Consider the following 22,726-nt stretch of genomic DNA (forward strand, 5'->3'; position numbering starts at 1 on the left):
CGGGAAACGTGATCTTTCCGAGCCGTCCCCTTCCATGGTTACGACCCAGTTATCAGGAGAGCGGATGTGAAGGACAATGGCAATAAGTTTTCCATCATCGACAAAGGGATGACCGTAGATGGATCCCTGGTAGGCAAGGGCAACCTGGTGGTCAAGGGGTCGGTCAAGGGCACCCTCACCGGTGAGAGCGTGGTCATCAGCGAGGAGGGGCACATTGCCGCAGATACCAAGGCCGATACCATGACGGTCGGAGGCAGCTTTGAGGGCCGTGTGGAAACGTCGGGGCAGTTGGTGATTCTGTCCACGGGAAAATGCACCGGTGAGATCATCTGCGGGGATCTGGTGGTAGAGGCCGGCGGCCGCCTGGACGCCCGGGTGACCTGCCAACGGCCGGCTCAGGGGAAAAAATAATCGTTTGCGGCCGTATAGGGCATCTTTTTTCCAGACCGGCGTTCTCATCCGATTGAACCGCACCGCCGAGCCCATTCCCCGCCGCTTGCGGCGGGCGCGGCGAGCGAACGGGGAATCGGTATCCCTCCTTATGGACGCAAACGAAACCCGTTTTCGCCTGCCAGGTTACTGGCCGCCGCGGTCACCGGCTTCAAACAGGCTGGCGTATCGGTCAAAACGAATGTTGACGGTGTTGAAGTTGTCGAACGTGACGTCGCTGAAGGGCAGCCCTGCCTTGTCGCGCAGGATTTCGAATATGGCCAGATAGCTGGAAAGAATACGCCGTTCCCAATTTAGCCCAAGGGCGTGGACATTTTGCATGATCGTGTCCGGTGAACCTTCGATTTCCAGAAACCTGCCGAAGGGCATGGTGTCCAGGCACAGGGTGGCGTCGTTCAACTGCCAGGTTTCGCGCCATTTTTCGTAGACCTGGCAGCGACAATAACCCAGGGCATTCAAGATGGCGTCCATGGCGTCGAAATCACCGACACTCACTTCCAGTTCGCGGTGAATCTTAAAACGGGTGTCGGTCGTCGGTGGTGGAGACTTGAAAGTGAGCGTGGTGCCTTGGTCTTTTCTCAAACGCAACAGGCAGTTGTTTTTCTGCAGGCGGCCGTCCGCGGTTTCGTAGCGGATATTATGCTCGAATGTGCGTTTGCCGGTGCATGCCGCGCCGAGATCCAGGAGGCGGTCGCGCAGGCCGGATCGATTAGGCATAATAAATTTCAATTCAATTTCAAGATGTTCCATGATAGCTGGAAAATTGCAAAAATCGTGGCCGTTGTCAAAACAATAGATGACCGGGCGAATGAAAACGGCAGATTGATGCCATTATCCGGCCTACTTTTTTCTTGACACGGATGCGGTTATCTATTAATAGTCCCTGATTCTAAGAAAGGAACAGGAGACAAACTGGTGAAAAAATATACCTACAGCGCAAAAGACTCTGATAATCAAAACAAATGGTGGGTGGTGGATGCCGAGGGTGCCATCCTTGGCCGGCTGGCCTCCCAGGTCGCTGCCGCCCTGCGCGGCAAAAACAATCCGCTCTACACCCCCCATGCAGACCTGGGTGATTCGGTGGTGGTGGTCAATGCCGAAAAGATCGTCCTCACCGGCAGAAAAATGGATCAGAAGAACTACTACCGCCACAGCGGCTACATCGGCGGGTTAAAGACCATTACCGCCAAAAAACTGATTGAAAAAAAACCTGAGGATGTGATCCGTTTCGCCGTTAAAGGCATGCTGCCCAAAAATAGTTTGGGACGCAGGCTGTTTAAGAAACTCAAGGTTTACGCCGGGGACCAGCATCCCCATGAGGCCCAGCAGCCGGAAACGATGAATATCCAATAATGGCAGGGGAAACCATAGCATAACGTTGATTACTGGGGAATTTAATGGCAACAGAAAAAACAAATTACGCTACCGGAAAAAGAAAGAGTGCCATCGCTAGAACCTGGATCAAGCCCGGCACCGGTGTCATTACTGTTAACGGTCGGCCTGCGGATGAGTATTTTTTGGTGGGCACGGCCAGGACCATTCTGCGGCAGCCGCTGGCCCTGACCAATAATCTGGATGCCTTCGACATCAGCATCAAAGTCCATGGGGGCGGTATCTCCGGGCAGGCGGGTGCGGTGCGCCATGGTATCACCAAGGCCCTGATTCAGTTCGATCCAGATTTACGCCCTTCACTCAAGCGTGCCGGTTTCATCAAGCGGGACCCGAGAGAAAAAGAGAGAAAGAAGTACGGCCAGAAGGGTGCCCGGGCCCGGTTCCAGTTCTCCAAGCGTTAATCTACTCATTTCAATCAATTTAAAAAAGGGAGCAGATCGTATTCTGCTCCCTTTTTGTGTCTGCGTCCCGTCGTATTGAACGCGTTTATTTGTGTCATTGCAGAAATAGCCGGGTTTCCGACGGCTGTTTCAAAAGCCCGAGATCAAGGCTTGCGAATCCCGAGGAATGAGGCGTACTATCGGTACGCCGCAGCGACGAGGGATGAAGCATAACGCAGATATCGGGCTTTTGACGCAGCCGTCCACAGCTATACCGATACGATCTGCTGCTCGGCGTGCGTCAACTGCTCGAGTCCGCTCCGGGTGACCACATGGGTATTCTCGATTCCGACGACCCCTTTGCCCGGGAAGACCAGCTTCGGCTCCAGGGCGATAACCATGCCCTCCTCCAATGGTGTCGTCTGACCATGGGCCAGGAAAGGGAATTCATCCAGTTCCAACCCCACGCCGTGACCGATGAACCGTATGCGGTCTGCCCCGGCACCCATGAAATGCGCATCGACCCCTTTGCGGGCGGCAATCTCGATGGCCGCCGCATAAAGATCCCCGGCGCTTGTGCCGGGTGTAGCCAGGGCTTTGATCTGCTCCTGCAAGTCCAGCATGTGGGCATGGGCATCCACCAACTGCTGCGACGGGCGTCCGATGGCATAGATCCGGGTGTGGTCGCTGATGTAGCCCTTCCAGGCAAACACATAGTCAAATAAAATCGGTTCCTGCCGTTTTAGTCGTCTGAAACTGGGCCCCTGAGCCACGGCAGCACTGACCGATGCGCCACCGGTGGGAGACGCCAGGAAGCTGGGCACCGCTGCGGCGGGCCCGGACATGAGGTGTCCGTAGAACATTTCCGCGCCCCACAAGCGCATACGCACGATGCCCTGGTGGCCCAGTCGCCGGGCCTGGGCTTCGACCATGCCCGCCAACTCGATTTCGGTCAGTCCCTCGCGTAGCAGACGGGGTACGGTCTCCGCCACCTGGTCGGAGAAGGCGGCCGCCTGCCGGATCAGGTCCAGTTCGTAAGCGGACTTGACCGCCCGGACCATGCGGATCGGTATGGAGACATCCCGAATGTCCACCCCGGGAAGCAGCCGCTTGTATGAAAAGTAGATGTTGGTCGGCAGCACGTCCAGTTCCATGCCCATAATAGCCGGCGGTTCCAGGCCATTTTCCCGAATCAGGGCCATGAGCTGCTTGGGGCTGTTCAACGCAAGGATGGCGGGGAGGGGAGACTCCGCTTTGGCGCGCTGCAGGCTCTTGCGGACCATCAGCAGCGGCGGACCCTGGGCGGGTATGTATAGATGCGATTGCTGAATGGTCCCCGAAAAATAGAACAGATCCGTATTTTGCAGGATCAGCGCGCCGTCGATGCCCTCATGCAGGAGCCGTCGCTGGAGTTTCGCGATGCGTCGGTCGATTTCAGCTTTCGGCGTGGAAAAGCCCTGGTCGATCATTGGGCGACATCCTTTCTCAGTGGTTGCAGGTTGCGTTTGAACGGACAGGTAGACCATCAAGCTCGAAAATAAGACCCGGTCCGAGGTAAAGTCAAGTGCCCGGAACCATGGATGCCGGAGCGGTTGACATTTCGTTGGTCGGTGAAGTGGGGTCGGGGCGGTATCTGCGAAAGCCTCAGCCGCTGGGCAGGCGGTCATTTTAAGAAGACTCGCCGACATGTCCATGCACCGGACCCCTTGAGATGTCTTTGCTTGACTTCACCGGACCTTTTGCCTAATCTAACGTGAATTCCATTCCTTATGCGCAGTCCGGAACGACCGCTGCTTGTGCGGATGGAGTGATTTAATTCAGGCCGGTCCCAGCGGCCCATGCAGGCAAACCACCACTTATGAGCGTACGACGTTTTCTCATCATCGCACCAGCCCTTGTCTCCCTCGTGCTGATGATCTCCTATTTTTGGGTGCCCACCTATGAGGAGCAGACCCGGGGCAATCCGGATCGGCTGGTGCAATTTATAACCAGTTCTTCCGGCGATGCCGCCATGCTAAATCCCACCATTTCCGCCGACAGTGCCAGCAGCCAGATCAACGGGCTGGTATTCGAAGGTCTCATCGACCGGGATGAGAACCTCCAGTTTCGCGGCCGAGTGGCCCACGGATGGAAGATATACGAACATGCTTTTTTCCACATCAACGACAAAGCCGCCACGGCCCGGTGGGGTCTCATCGATCCAATTGCCCTGGTATCGAAACTTCGTGCCGCCATGGATCCTACCACACCTGAATGGCAGCATGTCAGGGGCGTCGATTTGCTGCCACCGGAAGATATCACACAAACCGTTTCGATTACCGAAGGAGAGACAAACCGTCCCATTACCCTACGGGCCAAGGTTCCCCAGCGGGTCCGCATCGTGCTCGATCGGGTGGACCAGACGCTCTTTGAGCGCCTGGGTAGCCTGTTGGGAGAAGGCTATTTCGACACGTTCGACCCCACCATTCATGTGACCGCCGAACCCGGCCTGGACGCCGCACAGCTTGAAGCCAGGGCAAAAGAGCTAATGCCCTCCATCGCCCACAATCCCATCATCGAGTTCTATCTTCGGCCGGGGATCAAGTTTCACGACGGCCATGAGGTGACCGCCGTGGATGTCAAGTTCACCTATGACGCCATCCTCAACCCCAAGAACCTTTCACCGCGCATTCCCGACTACGAACCGGTGAAAGAGGTGGTGGTCGTCGACCCATACACGGTGCGCATTGTATACAAACGGCTCTATTCGCCGGCTTTTGCGACGTGGGGCATGGGTATTTTACCGGCTCACCTGCTCAGTGACCAGGCGCTTGCCGAAGAGGCGGCCGCAAAGGACCAGCAACCGGAAGGGTTCGGCATGCGCCAGAGCCGATTCAACCGTCAGCCCGTCGGCTGCGGACCCTTCGTATTCCAGGAGTGGAAATCGGACCAGTTCGTTCGTCTGAAGCGTTTCGACGCCTATTGGGAGGGCGCACCCAACTATCAGGAATACGTGATGCGCATCATTCCCGATCCCCTGACCCAGGAGATGGAGTTTTATGCCGGCACGGTCGACGACTACAACGTGCTGCCCCACCAGGTGGCGCGGTTCAGCAAAGATGAACGCTTTCAACATTTTTCAGGCACCGCCTTCGGTTACTCCTACATCGGCTACAATGCCAGGCGGGAGCCGTTCACCGATCCCCGGGTGCGGCGGGCGTTGGGCATGGCCATCAACACCCAGGAAATCATCGACTACGTGCTATACGGCCAGGGAGAGTCCATAACCGGTCCATTCGTGAAACAGACCGATTTTTATAACCACGACATTGCCCCGTTGCCCTATGACCCGGATGGTGCGGTCAGGCTGTTGGGAGAGGCCGGGTGGCGGCGTGGAAGCGACGGCTATTTGCAAAAAAACGGCAAGCGCCTCGCCTTCACCCTGATCACCAACAACGGCAATCCACTGCGAAAAGCCATTCTGGCCATTGCCCAGGATGCATGGAAGAAGATCGGCATTCAGGTTGAGACCGATTTGCTGGAGTGGTCGGTTTTCATTCAACGACGCGTCAATCAACTCGACTATGACGCCCTGATACTGGGCTGGTCGATGGGCATCGATCCCGATCTGTTCCAAATCTGGCATTCCAGCCAGAGCGGCCCCTTTCAACTCAATTTCGTGGGGTTTTCCAACCCCACGGCCGACGATTTGATCTTAAAAATCCGACAGGAGTACGATCATGAGCGCCAGGTGGCCTATTGCCACCGGTTGCATGAAATCATCGCCGCGGAGCAGCCGTATACCTTCTTGTACGTCAGCCGCTGGACCGCTTTGCTTGACAAGCGCATCGTAAGGGCCGTCACCGGGGCCGACGGCCGCACCGTCTACCAGCCTATCGTCCCCACCAAAACCGGCAGCTACAGCTATCATTTCAACCAGTGGATCAAACTGAACCGGCCACCCGAATTGTCGGCCGACGGATAGGGAGCACCCATGCTGGCATATTTGGGAAGGAGCATCGTCCAAAAGGTCGCGACCCTTTTTTTCGTCTCGGTGATCTCCTTTTTGATCATCCACCTGGCCCCGGGCGAACCCAGCCAGATCGACCCGCTGAATCCCAAGTTCACCCCCGAGATGGTGGCGCGCATGCGCACGGAGTTCAACCTGGACAAGCCCCTGCATGTCCAGTACATGCTTTTTTACAAAAATCTGTTCACCGGCCGGATCGTATCCTGGCGCGACAATCTGCCGGTGCTGGGGAAGATAGGGGAGCGGTTTCTGAACAGCCTTCCCCTGTTTATCGTGGGTACCATCCTGACCTGGACCTTTTCATTTCCCGTGGGAATACGATCGGCCATCAAGCGGGACGGGCTTTACGATAAATCAGCCACCTTTCTGGCCTACCTGCTCATCTCCATCCCGGGGTTCTTTTTTGCCTATATCCTCATCATTCTGACCGTCACCAAGCTGCAAGTGCCGGTCATCGGCATGGAGACATTCGGTGTGACCTCGGCGTCCCCTTTTGTCCAGGTCATGGATCGCACCTGGCATCTGGTACTGCCCTCCATTCTCGGGGCTACCGGCGGGGTGGCCGTGCTGTCGAGGTATGTGCGCAGCCAGATGCTGGAGATTATCGGACAGGACTATGTGCGCACGGCTCGGGCCAAAGGGCTGCCGCCCGAAACCGTATACTACCGGCACGCCCTGCGCAACGCGCTTTTGCCCTTCGTCACCATGTTCGGGCTGATTCTGCCCGGTCTCATCGGTGGGTCGGTGATCATCGAATCGATTTTTTCCTGGCCCGGCATGGGGCGCATGGCCTATGAGGCCATCCTGAGCAGAGATTACCCCGTCATTCTAACGGTTAACTTCATCACCGCCGTGTTGGTGCTGGTGGGCACCATGGTCTCGGACCTGCTTTACATGGTGGTCGACCCGAGGATTAAACTCTGATGGCGGCTCCTGACAACAATAGCGTGGCAGTGGGGATCGATGAGACCTTTATGCCGCCATCCCGCACGCCCTGGGCGGAGACATGGCACCTGCTTCGCAAAAACCGAATGGCCCTCAGCGGCCTGGTCATTTTTCTGGTTTTTTTTGCCGTTGCCGTTGCCGGATTGGCGGTAACGTCCGGCAAGGATCCCATCCTGGACCCCGCCCGCGTGCGCCTGCAGGAAAAGCTGCGGCCTCCCCTGTCCGCCCCTAAAGCTGAGCGCCTGCGGCCGGAAGCGCTGCCCGCCCTGGGCGTCTATATGCTGGGCACGGATGAACTGGGGCGGGATGTGTTTGCCCGCATGCTCCAGGGGGCCTGGGTGTCGCTGACGGTGGGCTTCGTGGCCGTGGGCATTGCCGTGGGTATCGGCATCCTGCTGGGTGGCATCGCCGGATACTACGGGCGGAATTACATTCAGTCGGGCCATATTATCTTCGGGCTGTTGTCGGTCGTGGCTGCCGTTCTGGCCTATCATCGGCTATTCATGGCAGCCGCCGTTCTGCTGGTCACCGCCATCGCCGGAATGGTCATCACCAACCAACACCGGCGCAGCGTGTCTCCTTGGCCCGCCTACCTGAAATGGATGGTGCTGCCGACCATGCAGGTGGACACCCTGATCATGCGCGCCGTGGACATCATGCTCTGCTTCCCCTCGTTTTTTCTGATTCTCACGGTGGTGGCCCTGCTGCCGCCGAGTATCTACAACATCATGGTCATTATCGGCCTGACCAGTTGGATGGGGACTACCCGTTTCGTGCGCGCCGAATTCCTGTCATTGAGAGAACAGGATTTTGTCGCGGCTGCCAAGGCATTGGGTATCAGCGACGCCCGTATCATCTTTCGCCACATCATGCCCAACGCCGTTGCGCCGGTTCTGGTTTCGGCCACCCTGGGCATTGCGTCGGCCATGCTCACCGAGGCGGGGCTGAGTTTTTTGGGTTTCGGCGTACCCCCCCCCCACGCCACATGGGGCAATATTTTGTCTGACGGCAAGGCCTTCATTTTCGACGCCCCCTGGCTGACCTTCGCGCCGGGCGTGGTGATTTTAGTTGTTGTGCTGGCATTTAACCTGTTCGGAGAGGGGATGCGGGATATATTGAATCCCAAGCTGCGCGAACGCAATTAGGTGGTATTCAGAAAGGGCATCTTTCGACCGAGGCCGGTGTTCTCAGCAATTTGGCAATCCTCGACGTAGCGCTGCTACGCCTGCGGTTACCAAATTGCTGAGGCCTTGGCCTGAATCAAAATCCACCCTTTCTGAATGCCACCTGATTCGAAATGAAGGTTTTCTCAGCCGCCTTGACCTTGAATCTTTGAAAAGGCTGTAAAGCCAATTTTTAGCCCGGAATCTAACGCTTATTATGGCTGAACCGAACGACATATTGCTTTCCGTGGAAAACCTGAAGGTCCACTTTGTAGGCGAGGGACCCGTGGCCCGGGCGGTGGATGGCGTGAATTTTTACGTCCGACGCCGGGAGACGGTCTGCATCGTGGGGGAGTCCGGCTGCGGGAAGACAGTGACGGCCCTGGCCATTTTGGGATTGCTCAAGCAGCCTCCGGCATCGATCGCCGGCGGCCGGATCACCTTTGACGGCCGATCCCTTTTGGATATACCGCAGGATGAACTGCGCGCCCTGCGGGGCAAACGCATCGCCATGGTTTTCCAAGAACCCATGACCTCCCTGAACCCGGTGTTTACCGTCGGCGACCAGATCGGCGAGACGGTGTTGGCCCACGAACGGGTGTCGAACGCTGAGGTTCACCGCCGCACGATCCAGCTGCTGGACGATGTGGGCATTGTCGACCCGCAACAGCGGTTGGGCGATTACCCCCACCAGCTCAGCGGCGGACAGCGCCAGCGGGTGATGATCGCCATGGCCCTGGCCTGCGAGCCGGACCTGATTATCGCCGACGAACCCACGACCGCCCTGGACGTCACCGTGCAAGCCCAGATCCTGGGTCTGTTGAAAAAACTCAAACAGGAAAAAAACATGGCCATCCAATATATCACCCACGACCTCGGTGTGGTGGCGGCCATTGCCGATCAGGTCTATGTCATGTATGCCGGCGTGGTGGTGGAACAAGGCGCCACCGGCATGATCTTTGGAAACGCCAGGCACCCATATACCATCGCGCTTCTGGATGCACTGCCCACCAAGAAAAAACGGGGCCTGCGCCTATATAACATTCCGGGCAGCGTTCCCCATCCGGCATACCGGCCGAAGGGCTGTCCGTTTCATCCGCGCTGCCAATACCGTGAACCGGTTTGCGAAAACGAGTTCCCCGACCTTTGCGACTACGGAAAGGGGCACCAGGCCCGCTGCCCCATCCTTTTTTCCGCCCGCGGCCGAACCGGGGGGGCCAGCGCATGACCGGACCGGCCACGCCCCTGCTTCGACTAGCGGCCCTGAAAAAATACTTTCCGGTGCGCCGCGGCCTGCTTCAGCGGGTTGGCGGTTATGTGCGGGCCGTGGACGGGGTGGACCTGGAGATTCAGCCCCGCCAGACGCTGGGACTGGTGGGCGAAAGCGGGTGCGGCAAATCCACGGTGGCGCGCCTGATTCTCCGGCTGCTGGATCCCGACGGCGGCACCGTTCAGTTCAACGGCCGGGAGATCACCGCATTGAACGAGCGTGAATTCAAACCGCTGCGCAAACAGATTCAAATGATCTTCCAGGACCCCTATAGTTCTCTCAATCCGCGCATGACCGTGGCCCAATCCGTGTGCGATGGTGTTCGCATGGCAGGCATCAGGGACAAATCCGACCAGCGCAAACGGATTGGGCAATTGCTGGACATGGTGGGCATGCCGGCAGCCAGCGCCGGTCGCTATCCCCATGAATTCAGCGGCGGCCAGCGGCAGCGGGTGGGCATCGCCCGCGCGCTGAGCGTCTCTCCCCAGTTGATCCTCTGCGATGAACCCATCTCGGCGCTGGATGTCTCCATTCAGGCGCAAATCATTAACCTGCTCAAAGATCTTCAGGAAGAGCTGGGGTTAAGCTACCTTTTCATCTCCCATGACCTCAACGTGGTCAGTTACATCTGCGACCACGTCTGTGTGATGTATCGAGGCCGCATCGTGGAATCGGCGCCGGCAATCGAGCTTTTCGATCATCCCTGCCACCCCTATACCCTCAACCTGCTGGCCGCCGTTCCCGAAACCACAGAGGTCGGGTGGACACCCCAAGTGAGGGTTGGACTGCAGCGAGCAGTGCTGCCCGATGGGTGTGCCTTCGGCGATCAATGCCCCGACTTCGGTGATGACTGCAAAAGGGAGCCGGCCGACATGGTCAAGGTGGGTGATGATCATTACGTGCGCTGCTGGAATGCGGTTTGAACCGCGACCGCACTCCCCGTCGCTCGCGGCGGGATGGGCCAGCGGACTGAAAATCGATTTTTTCTACACGGTAACGTTTGCCCGTGGCTTGACGAGGGGACATTTCAATCGATCGCTCCGCCACCATCAGGCGAGGAGCGGGCAGACGCAAATGGCCCTGTCAGAGACCGGTCGTGGGGTCGCCTGCCGCTTCGCCGGGCGGCTCCATGGATGCGGCCATGCGGGTTGAAACGTCTGCCCTGGCGTTCGCATCGGTTGGCAATGGCGAACAGACCGCCATCAGATGGCTTCTCATCGCATCGTTGCCGCAGACGATCAGATCGGTATGGTGATTGTTGAGGGCGACCATCAGATTGCGGTCCCGATGGTAAATGTCCTCCCTGAAGTTCACCGTCCCATCTGCATCCACCCAGGCGGTGAAATATACCAGATGCACCGGGATGGGGTCCTCAAGCACCACGGTTTGCCGCTGTCCGTTCATCACGGCGGCCTCAAGACGATTGCGGTCCCACCCCTGGCCGTCCAACAGGTAGTGGGCCAGGTCCAGGGGCATTTCCACCCGAACGCATCCGGAGGAAAAATGCCGCTCCTGCCGGTTGAAGAGGCCCCTGCCGGGGGTGTCGTGGATGTAGACGCTCTGAGGATTGGGAAACATGAACTTGACGCGCCCCAGTGCATTCACGTCCGATGGATCCTGCCTGAGACGGTAAGGAAAATGGCGGGGTGACAGGTTCTCCCATATGATTGCTGCCGGATCCAGTTCACGGGCCTGATGGTCCCAGCTGTCAAATACCCGGATGCCTTGCCGGGTCAGGTAATCCGGGTCGCTGACGACCTTGGGCAGGATATCCTTGCGGGCAATGTTTCGAGGGATATTCCAATAGGGATTGAACTCGAGGTATGTCATTCGGCCGGACAGGGCAGGGGTCTGGCGGCGTGACTTGCCGACGATGGCGCGCATGCGCCTGACCGTCCAGTCGTCCTCGATGACGCTCAGCGTGTAATCGGGGATATTGACCATCACGTACCGCTTACCGAAACTGTCCGGATACCATCGCCATCGCTCCATGTTGAGCTGCAGCTGGAGGATTCGTTCTTCAACGGAAACGGACAGGGCGGTCTGCGTCTTCCTGCCGACGACGCCGTCCGGAATCAGTCCATGACGATACTGAAACCGCATGACTGCCGTTTCCAGCCCCCGGTCATATATGCTTTCGTCAACCGGCAGGTCGGTGCTCAGGTCGCCTGACAGGGCCAGTCGGTTGCGCAGTGCCGACACGCGGGGACCCTGATCTCCCCACTGCAACGTTGGGCCCGGTGCAATTGCCGGCCATCCGCCGGTTTTCCGGATTTCCTCATATTGCTTCAAGGTGGATCTCAAGCGTATGTATGCTTTTTGCTTGGGCCGCAATTGTTCAATAAATGCGGTCAGTCGATTTTCGTTTACGGCAGCGGCCAGCTCGGCAGGCAGATCTCTGCCAGCCGTTCGCTGATTGGTTAACCCCATGTGGGCAAGGGTTTCCGGTGCAAGGCGGCCCTGCCACAAATGGATGGCATAATTGAGTATCGCGCCGGTCAGGGCGACATCCATCTGGACATATCGCTTCAGGTAAGAAAGATGGATCGAATCGGACAGCGAAACCGAGTCGTTCAACGGCCATTCCAGCGCAGGGAAAAGGTAGTCGTCCGGCCGCAGGCCGTCACCGGAGGAACCCATGATGGCCGCCCAGAGGATTTGCCCCTGCGGCCTCAGTCCGTTAGCATCCATCCATACCGGCCGATAGTCGACCATGCGGTAGAATCGCGCCACGGGAACCAGTGGGTTGCCGACCGCCGCGTCCGACGTTTCATCATCCAGGTCCGCAATCGGTACCAGCCATTCCAGCAGCTCATGCTCAACGGACGGGTGGATGGGTTCCGCCAACGCCATGATCGGTAGTTGAAAGAGCGTGATCACCATCAACATGGCGGTTATGATAACGTCGATCTTCATTGGTTGTTTTAGCGCTTTTTATCGGTTTGCCGGCGGTGATCCGGTGGGCTGGCTGCAAGGCAACCCAGCCAACGGAGAATCGAACCATTGTGGTAGGCCGGTCCAAGGACCGTCGGCCAGCGGACCGGGCGACCTACCCATGTTCGATTTCAAGATACGGACCAACCCTGTTATTTTTATCTAAAGGTGATTTTCTTCGTTATTACGGAAAGATGAAGAGATAAGAGATTCAAGGAGGTATCGGTGAATGGTTAAATTGTGAAAAAATATGCCCATTATTTAAGAAATAAACATCAAATCCATCAGGATGTGAACATTATTTACACACCCTGTCGCCCCGGGCCCGACACGCGATGCTGAAAACCGTTGCATGGCAGGTTGATTCAACGGTTTCAGCTTAAAAAATACTTGACATCCCATTGAGAAATCTTCATATATTCACAAAGTAGCTATAATATAGTTACATTGTGGTTTTCGATGGATCCCGACCCATTCAGGAAACAAGGCGCATCCATGCGATCGCTGCAGAATCCTGGCAGCCTGTTCCGTTAGCGGGCAAGATCCCCGCCGGGAAAACCAACGCTCGGTTTGCCGAGCCAGGACCATTACCTTTTTTGACCGACACCAGATAAATAATCCGAAACAGGGAAACATAAAATATCAGGAGGAAACGGTGAACATTCTTACAACCATCAAAAAAGTCGTTGATGTAGAATTGACCATCAGGGTGGAGAATGGGTCGATCATTGAAGACGGACTGCAGTACGTCATGAACGCCTGGGATGAAAATGCGGTGGAAGCCGCTGTCCAGCTGAAGGAGAACAACCAGGCGGAAACCACCTTGGTCAGTATCGGCGGCGGTGAAGACAATACTAAAATCATCCGCAGGGGCTACGCCATGGGAATTGAGAACGGCATTCAAATCGATGACCCGGCGCTGGCCGAAGCGGATTCGTTTGTCTACGCCAGGGTGTTGCAAAAGGTTTACGAAAAGGGAAGCTATGATCTGGTGATCACCGGTAAACAGGCCCAGGATACGGATAATGGTCAAACTGGAATCATCCTGGCCGAGTATCTGGGGTTGCCTTGCGTCAGCAATGTGGTAGCCGTTGAAGTGATCGACGATCAGCATCTTAAGGTCTCCCGCCTGGGTGACACCGGGACCGAAATCGTGGAACTGGCCCTGCCCGCTATAATCACGGTCACCGATAGCATCAATGAACCGCGACTGCCCCAGATGCGCGGGCTCATGATGGCCAAGAAGAAGAAAATCGACGTAATGGACCTGGCGGCCCTGGGGACATCCTATGATGAAGTCGGCGGCACCGCGCCTAAATCGCAAATCGCTGAATTCATGAAATCGGAAACGCGCACCGCCGGGCAAAAATTTGAAGGCGACCCTGCCGAGATCACCGCCCGGGTCGTCTCGCTTCTGGCCAATGAAGCCAAGGTGCTATAGCCTCTTTTAACAGCATGGTTCGCAGTCGTAACTGGACCCTAACCGGATTCAACCAAGGAAGACACTATCATGGCTAACGTACTCGTGATTGCAGACATCAAACAAGGGGTATTAAAGGGCAGCACAGCCGAACTTTTATCAAAAGCCAGAGCCCTGGGTGCTAAAACCGCCGTCGTGGCGATTGGCAGTGGCCTGGAATCCCTGATTCCCGATCTGGTCAACGCCGGTTCCGATACGCAATATGTCGCCGATGATCCGGCGTTGGAGCTGTTTTCTGCCGGTCCTTACGCATCCTGCGTCGTCGACGCCGCCAGACAATTTGGTGCCGACCTGATCTGGTTCGGTTTTTCCGAAAGCGGCAAAGCCGCCGCTCCACGGGTTGCCGCGCAACTGGATGCCGCCTGCGCGACGGAAATCACCGACGTGATGCTCCAAGGCGATCAAATCGAAATTATCAGGCCCGCCATTGCCAATAAGGTTATGCAGCGGGTGAAGATCAACACGAAACAGCTGGTGGCGGTGGTCAGGGCCGGTGCCTTCGAGGCGGCAGAAGGGATCAGCGGGACCGAAAACGTCGTCCGGCTGTCCGCTCCGGCACCTGACCTGAAGGCCGTGATCAAGGAGTTGTTGTCGGATGCGAGCGGTGAAATCGATCTTGCCGATGCCGACGTCGTCGTTTCCGTAGGACGAGGTGCCAAGGACCAGGAGGGCGTCGAGCTGGTAAAAGCGCTGGCCGCCGATCTGAAAGCGGGTTTCGGTTCTTCCCGCGCCATGGTAGACGGCGGGTTCATGGCCCACAACAAGCAGGTTGGGCAAACCGGCAAGATTGTCGCACCGACCCTTTACATGGCCATCGGTATTTCCGGCGCCATTCAGCATCTCGCGGGAATGAGCGGTTCTCAGGTGATCCTGGCGGTTAACAAGGATCCCGAAGCACCCATTTTCAACGTGGCGGACTATGGTATCGTCGGCGACCTCTTCGAGGTGGTGCCGATTCTGCGCGAAGAGATCAAAAAAATAAGGAGGTAGGCCTTTCGACGGCCCAATCCGATTTCGATCGCCGCACCATGACCGGCGATTGGGTTTTTAAAACAGCTTACCGTGAGTTGATGAGGCAACTGTGAATCCCTTATTGATGGCCCTTTTGCTGATAGTCGGATTGACCGCTTTCGGCCGCACGATGGTTCGCAAGATTCAGTTGTTAAAGGCTCTTGAACCCACCGATAGAGCCAATCACCTCAAGGATCGATTGATCAATATGGCCATTCTGGCCATTGGACAGAAACGCCTGGTCGGAAGAGCAAGAGAGAGAAGCTCGGGCGTGATGCATGCCTTGATCTTCTGGGGATTCTGCGTCTTGCTGATTCGCAGCCTGACCCTTTATGGAGAAGGATTCCAGCAAGGCTTTCACCTTCCATTCTTAAGTGGCGATTATCTGCTCGGATATCTTTATGTGGCAATCAAAGATGTCATGGAGGGCATCGTTTTATTGATGGTCATCCTCGCCATCTATCGTCGTGCCGTGTTAAGACCCAAACGCATGCACAACACCTTTGAAGCCTACCTGGTCCTGGTGATGATCGGGATCCTGATGGTGTCGGATCTATTGTATGACGGGGCGCGCTACAATTTGATCCAGCTGTATGACAACCCGGGAAATATTCACTACTTCAACAGCCTGAAGTATGGTTCTGAATTTCTCTGGACACCGGTAACGGTGGGCGCGGCCAGCCTGGTTTCGGGATTGAACGCCGACGCCAACCTCACCATCCTGGTGATGATGTTCTGGGTTCACATTTGTACCCAATTGATATTTCTGAATATTCTGCCTACCGGCAAGCATTTCCATGTGATTACCGCACTTCCCAACGTTTTCCTGAAAAGCCTGGGCTATCCCCATGAAAAAACCAAACGGCTGGATTTGGAAGATGAAACCGCCTGGGAGGAAGAATCCTTGGGGCTCAATCACATCCATCAGCTCAATTGGAAACAGGGACTGGACCTTTACACCTGCACCGAATGCGGACGATGCAAGGAGGTCTGCCCGACCTACACCACCGACAAACCATTGAACCTGCATGAATTCAATGACGCCCTGAAATCGGAACTATCGGAAAATGAGTCAAAAATAATCAAGCGGGCCAAATTGTCATCCACCCTGGGCCACATCGAAGATGCCGAGCAGCTTGAAACAACCAAGGCGGCGATCGCCGCACTGAACAGCGATAAGCAATTGGTCGGTGAGGTGATCGCCAATGAGACGCTGTGGGCGTGTACCACCTGCCGTGCCTGCGAAGAAGTGTGCCCCGTGACCATTGAACATGTACCCCGGATCATCGCCATGCGGCAGGGGCAAACCTTGATCGCGGAAACCTATCCCAAAGAGCTGAACCCGGCTCTGAAAGGGCTCGAACGCAACGGCAACCCGTGGGGAATCGGTTATGACAAACGCGCCGATTGGGCCGACGGACTGAACGTCAAAACGATGGCTGACGACCCGGAGGTCGATTATCTGCTGTGGGTCGGGTGTGCCGGCTCCTTTGATGATCGATCCAAAAAAGTATCCATCAGCCTGGTCAACATTCTGAACAACGCCGGGATCCGTTTCGCCATGCTGGGCGTGGAAGAAAAGTGCACCGGTGATTTTGCCAAACGGGTCGGCAATGAAATGCTGTTCCAGATGATGGCCGAGGAAAACATCGCCACACTGAACGCCTACCAGGTCAAAAAGATCATCACGGCCTGTCCGCATTGTCTCAATTCGCTTAAACATGATTATCCTCAGATGGGGGGAAATTACGAGGTGATCCATCATGCCGAGTTCATCGATGGACTCGTCCAAACCGGAAAGATCAAACTGAAACCATCACTCGACGGCGCGCTGACCTACCATGACCCCTGTTATCTCGGGCGCTACAATAACATTTACGATCAACCCCGGTCGATCCTGCGATCCGTCTGCAGTGGCGGCGTCAAGGAACTCGACCGACACGGGCGCGAAAGCTTTTGTTGCGGCGCCGGTGGTGGAAGAATGTGGATGGAGGAGACCATCGGCAAACGAATCAATCTGGCGCGTGCCGAAGAAATCGTCGACTGCCGGGTGCCCAACGTGGCGGTGGGCTGTCCCTTCTGCCTGACCATGATCGAAGACGGGATGAAAGAGATGGGCAGGGAAGAGGAAATCAAAACGATGGATATCGCCGAGCTTGTTGAAAAAAATATGGTGTCATAAAGCATTTTTTAAAGGGGCTAAAAAATGAGGTACGCAGAAACGGGGTTTAATTTAGAAGTCGATCTAACCCGGGGGAACATCGAAAAAGTCGCGACAAACCCAAAAGACACCGAGCTCTACCTGGGTGGTCTGGGAACGAATGCCAAGATTTTGTGGGATCGCGTTCCCCCTGAAGTTGAACCGTTTTCTCCTGAGAACCTGCTGATCTTCAGCGCCGGTCTGTTGTGCGGAACACCCGCTACCGGCTGTAACCGCACTATTGTGACCACCATTTCACCTCAAACCAGGTTGATGGCCTTTTCAATGATGGGGGGATTCTTTGCACCCGAATTGAAGTATGCCGGTTATGACAAAGTCATCCTTCGCGGCCAATCGCCGGATCTGGTGTACCTGTGGATCAACAACGGCAAGGTGGAAATACGGGATGCCGCTCATTTAAAGGGAAAAGGCGCCATCGAGACGGCAGAAATCATCCGCAAGGAGTTGAAACAACCCAAAGCTCAGGTCGCCGCCATCGGTATGGCCGGTGAAAACAGGGTGTTTTATGCCTCCATCGAGCAGGGTCGGTCCAGCGCCAGTCGCGGCGGCATCGGGGCCGTCATGGGAGACAAGGGGGTAAAGGCGATCGTCGTTCGCGGCACGCAGGACATCCATGTCGCCAAGCCGGCCGCATACATGGATCTGTGCAATGAAGTCATGGACTATATCCAGTTTCGCAATGAAAACCCGATTCCCGGGGTCATGCCGATTCTGGCCGGACTGGGATCTCCCCAGGAGATGAAGGTCCACGACGAGAAGTGGCATACCGAGAATTTCATGTGGGGAAATTCACGCGTCCGGCGAAAAGGCTTCTGGACCGATGAGATCGCCAGGGATTGGATGGAAACATTGGACAGCGCCCGGACCAGACTGATCAGCTGCTACAACTGTCCGATGACCTGCGGGGCGACCATTTCCATGCCTGGGTTGCCAACCTACATGATGAAATGCTTCACCAAGCTGACCTACACCATGGGAGCCTTCTCAGACTTGGATTTTGGCTTGAAAATCGCTCAGCGTGCCACTGAGTATGGCGTGGACGGATTCTCAGCACCCCAGGTGATGGCTTTTGCCCTTGAACTTCTCGAAAATGGCATATTGGCCAAGGAGGATTTCCCGGATATGCCGGAAGACAACGAGGGCCGGTTCTACTATCTGCTGGATAAAATCGTCCGGCGTGAGGGGATCGGCGACATCCTGGCCGACGGCACGTACTGGGCGGCCAAAGCGATTGGCAACGGCGCGGAAGAGTATGCGCACAACAACATCAAGAAGCACGAACAGCTGCCGCTCAAACTATCCATGCTCAACCCGATCTATTTCTTGATGTACAGTACCGGTGAGAAGATGAATATCACCCAGATAGAAGGCCAGTTTCCCCAGGCGCCATATCCCAAGAGAGAACACAGGGAGGCGTTTGTAAAGGACTGGCACCAGGTGCCCGATGAAAAGTTCAAGCAATATTTTGTGGACTGGGAGCCGCGTGGAGAAAAGTCGATGCCCTTTTACCCGACGGTTGACATGTGTTGTGACATCGTCGACTGGCAGGAGAAGATGCATTACATCGATGACGCCCTCGGTATGTGCGCCGGCCTGTCCTCTTTCCCCTTGAAGCCGCCCTACCACATACACAACTACCCGAAATTTATTTCGGCAGGGGCCGGTTTCGATATGGACGAAGCCTCACTCAGCCAGGCGGCCAAGCGATACCGGACGCTGGTCAGGGCCATCAATATAAGAAGGGGCATGCGCAGAAAAGATGACCGGCCGCCAGAGAACCACTGGAAGAAACGCTTCCCCGAACTCGAAAAGGAGCTGTTGGATGCCTACTACCGATTCAAGGGGTGGAACAATGACGGTATCCCCACCCAAAAATCGCTGCATGAACTGGGTTTGGATTATGTAAGCGAAGACTTTGTCAAACGAGGGATCTTGACGGAGGGTGGGGAGGCACCGGCCGAAGCGGCTGCCGCTCAACAAGAGACAGAATAGCCTGGAGGACGTATACCTTGAAAGGTAAAAAAGAGAAAAAGACCATTAAGACGATTAAAATCAATGTCGATAAATGCAACGGCTGCCGGGCTTGTGAGATGATCTGCTCCGCCTTTCACGCGGAACCGAAATACAGCAGCAACAATCCAGCCCGATCCCGCATTCGAATCATTCGCGAACCCTTAAGGGACTTGTACGTCCCGGTATACGCAGGTGAATATGCGGTGGCGGAGTGCGCCGGCAGGGACAAGTACACCATCGACGGCAAGGAATATGACGAGTGTGCCTTCTGCCGCGCCTCGTGTCCATCTAGAGATGAGTTCAAAGAACCCGATTCCGGCCTTCCTTTGAAATGCGATATGTGTGAGGGGGAAGAAGAACCCTTGTGTGTGAAGTGGTGCCCGCATGATGCCCTGGTTCTGGAGCAAAGGGAGGAGGAAGGCGACGGGCAGGATCCACGGGATGAGCGGGAAGATCTCGAGACAGGATTGGAAGCGCTGGCAGACAGATACGGACTGGAAAAGATCAAGGACGCCGTTGCCCGGATATCGAAGAAGGACTAACTCATGCCCATCCGGCGATTCTGGATGGACGCTAAACCAGTCGAAATAGAGGATTGATATAGACAGTGGAAACAGTCGCTCCCTTCAAAGAAGTCATCAGCGAGATAAAAGATGCCGGTGGAGACGCCCTCAGATTCTGCTTCCAGTGCGGATTGTGCGATACGGTTTGCCCATGGAACCGGGTCAGGCAATTCAGCATTCGCAAGATCATCCGGGAAGCCACGTTCGGTTTGACAGAGATAGATGGCGAAGATATCTGGCGATGCACAACCTGCGGCAGATGCCCGCAGCAGTGTCCACGGGGCGTTAAACAGATCGAGGTCGGGGTCTCCTTGCGCCGGGTGGCTGCGGAGTATGAGGTGTTTCCCGCTTCCGTCCGCTCTGCCCGTACCGCCCGGGCCAGCCTGATTTCCGAAGGCAACCCCTTGCAGGGAGAACGAAGCAAACGGGCGGATTGGGCTGCAGGCCAGGGGGTAAAACCATTCACCGAGGGGATGGACGCGCTCTATTTTGTCGGTTGCTATCTCAGCTACGACCCGCGAATGAAAAAGGTGGCTACCGCCACAGCCAATATCCTCAACCGGGCCGGAATCTCCTTTGGCATACTCGGTGACAAGGAAAGCTGCTGCGGAGAAAGCATCCGTAAGACGGGCAGCGAAAAGGTGTTCAAGAGCCTGGCCAGGGAAAATATTAAAACCTTTGTTGACAACGGGGTAAAAAAGATAATCGTCTCTTCTCCTCACTGCTACCATACGTTCAAGAACGAGTACCCCGAATTTATGGTCAACTTCGAGGTGGTTCATATCGCCCAATATCTATTCGAGCTGATCAGCGCAGGCAAGCTTGAGCTGACCCAGACCTATGAAAAGAAAGTGACCTATCATGACCCCTGTTACCTGGGCCGGCACAATGAGATCTATGATGAACCCCGGGGCCTGTTGAAGAAAATTCCCGGCCTGGAAATGGTGGAAATGGCTGATTCGCGCAAGGACAGTCTCTGCTGCGGCGGAGGCGGCGGCAGGATCTGGATGGATACACCCATGGAGGAAAGATTTTCCGACATCCGGTTAAAACAGGCGGTTGCGGTCGGTGCCGCAGAGCTGGTGACCGCCTGCCCGTACTGCATCACCAATTTTGAGGAAAGCCGGTTGAACCTGGAATATGACGATGTCATAGCCATCAAGGATATTACGGAGATTATTCAGGACGTGATTTAACTTGATCCCATCCGGTCCGGACCAACCGGGCGCCATGAACCTAAAAATGATGATGAGGTGATAGAAAGTGGAAAACGACGTATTGCCAAAAGAAATCATTCAACAATTTTCCGGAAGCCTTGGAGACGTCAATTTTGGAGACGTAATGGTTGTCGGTGGGGGGGTCAGCGGTATCCAGGCCTCTCTCGATCTTGCCACTGCCGGATTTAAAGTGTACCTGGTTGAGAAAGGGCCGAGCATCGGCGGGCACATGGCCCAGTTGGACAAGACCTTCCCAACCAACGACTGCTCCATGTGAATTCTTTCACCGAAACTGGTCGAGGTCGGCCGGCATCCAAACATAGAGATTCTGACATTCACGGAAGTTGACGCTGTAGAGGGACAGGCAGGTGATTTCACGGTCACCCTGACCAAAAAGCCCAGATACATCATCGAGGACAAGTGCACCGGCTGTACGACATGTGTAAAGTATTGCCCGGTGCAGTATCCTGACCCCTTCAACCAGGAAATATCGGACAACAAGGCCGTCCATGTCTACTTTTCTCAGGCCATTCCGCTTGTCGCTTATATCGATGAAAGCTGTCTTTACCTGAAAGAAGGCAAGTGTGACATCTGCAGAGGCGTGTGTCAGACCGGTGCCATCGATTTCAGGCAGACGACGCTAAAAGAGGAGGTTAATGTCGGTGCGATCATTCTGGCTTCCGGTATCAAACCATTCGATCCGTCGCTGAAGGATGAATATGGCTACGGACGGATGCAGAACGTGGTCACCAGCATGGATTTCGAACGGCTGTTATCATCCACCGGGCCCTACGGGGGAGAAGTGCTGCGAGCCTCCGACAAGCGGCATCCCAAAAAAATAGCCTGGATTCAATGCGTGGGTTCCAGGCGGGTGACCGAGGGCGAGAACAGCTATTGTTCAGGGGTGTGCTGCACCTATACGCAGAAACAGGTGATATTGACAAAAGATCATGACGCCGAGGCCCAGTGCACCATCTTTCATAACGATATCCGCTCCTATGGAAAAGATTTCGAACGGTTTTTCCAGCGCGCCGAACAGCTTCCCGGCGTCGAATTCATCCGAAGCTACGTGTCCATCGTAAAAGAGGACCCGGACAGCAAGAACGTCGTTGTCCGGTATGCCACGAACGATGAAGGCGTAAAAGAGGAAGCATTCGAGATGGTCGTCCTGTCCGTCGGATTGAACCCGCCTGCTCAATACAAAGGGATTGCGGAAACGTTCGGCATCGAACTCAATGCCCACGGATTCAACCGGGCCAACCATGAAAACCCCATGAAGACCAACCAGCCCGGGATTTTCGTCAGCGGGGCCTTTTTGGGGCCGACGGATATCCCGGAGTCGGTTTTTACCGCCAGCGCCGCCGGTGCCCAGTGCGGCGCGTTGCTTGATTACCGACGAGGAAAACTGGCCAAAGAGAGAATATATCCGCCGGAACGGGATGTCTCCGCGGAAGAGCCGAAAATAGGCGTTTTCGTGTGCCATTGCGGGGCGAATATCTCCAGTGTGGTCAATGTCCCTTCCACCGTCGACTATGCCATGACCCTGCCCCATGTTGTCTATGCCCAGGAGCAGCTGTTCTCTTGCGCCACCAACTCCGCCAAAGAGATAACCGACCTGGCAAAGGAAAAAGGCCTGAATCGCGTGGTGATCGCCGCCTGTTCCCCGGACCCTTGAACC

General features: G+C 55.8%; 19 protein-coding genes. 16 read left to right on the top strand and 3 right to left on the bottom strand.

What is annotated here, in order from left to right:
* Positions 1–66 precede the first annotated feature (66 nt).
* The gene (locus ACZCED_RS06220) at positions 67–411 is read left to right on the top strand and encodes a bactofilin family protein (RefSeq protein ID WP_462969929.1); all 345 of its coding nucleotides are present in this window, start codon (positions 67–69) and stop codon (positions 409–411) included.
* A gap of 165 nt (positions 412–576) precedes the next feature.
* Here the strand turns inward: ACZCED_RS06220 and cyaB are convergent, their stop codons facing one another.
* Positions 577–1,200 carry a class IV adenylate cyclase gene (gene cyaB / locus ACZCED_RS06225; protein ID WP_462969928.1) on the bottom strand — a complete coding sequence of 208 codons (624 nt, stop codon included), beginning with the start codon at positions 1,198–1,200 and terminating at the stop codon, positions 577–579.
* A gap of 165 nt (positions 1,201–1,365) precedes the next feature.
* On the opposite strand from cyaB, the gene rplM reads away from it, so the two are divergent.
* Together rplM and rpsI are read left to right on the top strand one after the other, a co-directional pair.
* Positions 1,366–1,803 (top strand): 50S ribosomal protein L13, encoded by a 438-nt coding sequence (gene rplM / locus ACZCED_RS06230; RefSeq protein ID WP_462969927.1) that lies wholly within the window; start codon positions 1,366–1,368, stop codon positions 1,801–1,803.
* A gap of 44 nt (positions 1,804–1,847) precedes the next feature.
* Entirely contained in the window at positions 1,848–2,243 is a 396-nt protein-coding gene (gene rpsI, locus ACZCED_RS06235; protein ID WP_462969926.1) for a 30S ribosomal protein S9, read from the top strand.
* Positions 2,244–2,491: 248 nt separating this feature from the next.
* Here rpsI and ACZCED_RS06240 read toward each other — a convergent pair whose 3' ends face one another.
* Positions 2,492–3,691, bottom strand: coding sequence for a M24 family metallopeptidase (locus tag ACZCED_RS06240; RefSeq protein ID WP_462969925.1), 1,200 nt, complete (start codon positions 3,689–3,691; stop codon positions 2,492–2,494).
* A 389-nt stretch (positions 3,692–4,080) separates the two neighbouring features.
* Here ACZCED_RS06240 and ACZCED_RS06245 point away from each other — a divergent pair, with 389 nt between their 5' ends.
* The 5 genes from ACZCED_RS06245 to ACZCED_RS06265 all read left to right on the top strand — a co-directional run bounded on the left by ACZCED_RS06245 (position 4,081) and on the right by ACZCED_RS06265 (position 10,532).
* A complete protein-coding gene (locus tag ACZCED_RS06245) occupies positions 4,081–6,186 on the top strand; it encodes an ABC transporter substrate-binding protein (protein ID WP_464860441.1) in 2,106 nt (701 codons plus the stop codon).
* Positions 6,187–6,195: 9 nt separating this feature from the next.
* Positions 6,196–7,155: an ABC transporter permease gene (locus ACZCED_RS06250; RefSeq protein ID WP_462969923.1), complete on the top strand. Its 960-nt coding sequence runs from the start codon at positions 6,196–6,198 to the stop codon at positions 7,153–7,155.
* Positions 7,155–8,321 (top strand): ABC transporter permease, encoded by a 1,167-nt coding sequence (locus ACZCED_RS06255; RefSeq protein WP_462969922.1) that lies wholly within the window; start codon positions 7,155–7,157, stop codon positions 8,319–8,321. Before ACZCED_RS06250 ends, ACZCED_RS06255 begins: the two co-directional genes overlap by 1 nt.
* Positions 8,322–8,556: 235 nt before the next feature.
* Positions 8,557–9,567 (top strand): ABC transporter ATP-binding protein, encoded by a 1,011-nt coding sequence (locus tag ACZCED_RS06260; RefSeq protein WP_464860442.1) that lies wholly within the window; start codon positions 8,557–8,559, stop codon positions 9,565–9,567.
* Complete coding sequence (locus ACZCED_RS06265; RefSeq protein ID WP_462969920.1) at positions 9,564–10,532, top strand: ABC transporter ATP-binding protein; 969 nt, start codon at positions 9,564–9,566, stop codon at positions 10,530–10,532. Before ACZCED_RS06260 ends, ACZCED_RS06265 begins: the two co-directional genes overlap by 4 nt.
* Before the next feature lie 160 nt (positions 10,533–10,692).
* On the opposite strand, the gene ACZCED_RS06270 is transcribed toward ACZCED_RS06265, so the two are convergent.
* Positions 10,693–12,525 carry a L,D-transpeptidase family protein gene (locus ACZCED_RS06270; protein WP_464860443.1) on the bottom strand — a complete coding sequence of 611 codons (1,833 nt, stop codon included), beginning with the start codon at positions 12,523–12,525 and terminating at the stop codon, positions 10,693–10,695.
* A 673-nt stretch (positions 12,526–13,198) separates the two neighbouring features.
* Here ACZCED_RS06270 and ACZCED_RS06275 point away from each other — a divergent pair.
* From ACZCED_RS06275 to ACZCED_RS06310, 8 genes are all read left to right on the top strand, one after another.
* Positions 13,199–13,984 (top strand): electron transfer flavoprotein subunit beta/FixA family protein, encoded by a 786-nt coding sequence (locus tag ACZCED_RS06275; RefSeq protein ID WP_462969918.1) that lies wholly within the window; start codon positions 13,199–13,201, stop codon positions 13,982–13,984.
* A 69-nt stretch (positions 13,985–14,053) separates the two neighbouring features.
* Positions 14,054–15,013 carry an electron transfer flavoprotein subunit alpha/FixB family protein gene (locus tag ACZCED_RS06280; protein WP_462969917.1) on the top strand — a complete coding sequence of 320 codons (960 nt, stop codon included), beginning with the start codon at positions 14,054–14,056 and terminating at the stop codon, positions 15,011–15,013.
* Positions 15,014–15,104: 91 nt separating this feature from the next.
* A complete protein-coding gene (locus ACZCED_RS06285) occupies positions 15,105–17,216 on the top strand; it encodes a (Fe-S)-binding protein (RefSeq protein ID WP_462969916.1) in 2,112 nt (703 codons plus the stop codon).
* 24 nt (positions 17,217–17,240) lie between these two features.
* Positions 17,241–19,247 carry an aldehyde ferredoxin oxidoreductase N-terminal domain-containing protein gene (locus ACZCED_RS06290; protein WP_462969915.1) on the top strand — a complete coding sequence of 669 codons (2,007 nt, stop codon included), beginning with the start codon at positions 17,241–17,243 and terminating at the stop codon, positions 19,245–19,247.
* A 17-nt stretch (positions 19,248–19,264) separates the two neighbouring features.
* On the top strand, positions 19,265–19,810 hold the full coding sequence (locus ACZCED_RS06295) for a 4Fe-4S dicluster domain-containing protein (RefSeq protein ID WP_462969914.1): 546 nt from the start codon (positions 19,265–19,267) through the stop codon (positions 19,808–19,810).
* A 65-nt stretch (positions 19,811–19,875) separates the two neighbouring features.
* On the top strand, positions 19,876–21,027 hold the full coding sequence (locus ACZCED_RS06300) for a (Fe-S)-binding protein (RefSeq protein ID WP_464860444.1): 1,152 nt from the start codon (positions 19,876–19,878) through the stop codon (positions 21,025–21,027).
* A 67-nt stretch (positions 21,028–21,094) separates the two neighbouring features.
* Positions 21,095–21,325: an FAD-dependent oxidoreductase gene (locus ACZCED_RS06305; protein WP_464860445.1), complete on the top strand. Its 231-nt coding sequence runs from the start codon at positions 21,095–21,097 to the stop codon at positions 21,323–21,325.
* A gap of 180 nt (positions 21,326–21,505) precedes the next feature.
* Positions 21,506–22,723 (top strand): FAD-dependent oxidoreductase, encoded by a 1,218-nt coding sequence (locus ACZCED_RS06310; protein WP_464860446.1) that lies wholly within the window; start codon positions 21,506–21,508, stop codon positions 22,721–22,723.
* Positions 22,724–22,726 lie beyond the last annotated feature (3 nt).

This window comes from Desulfosarcina sp. (assembly GCF_055467485.1).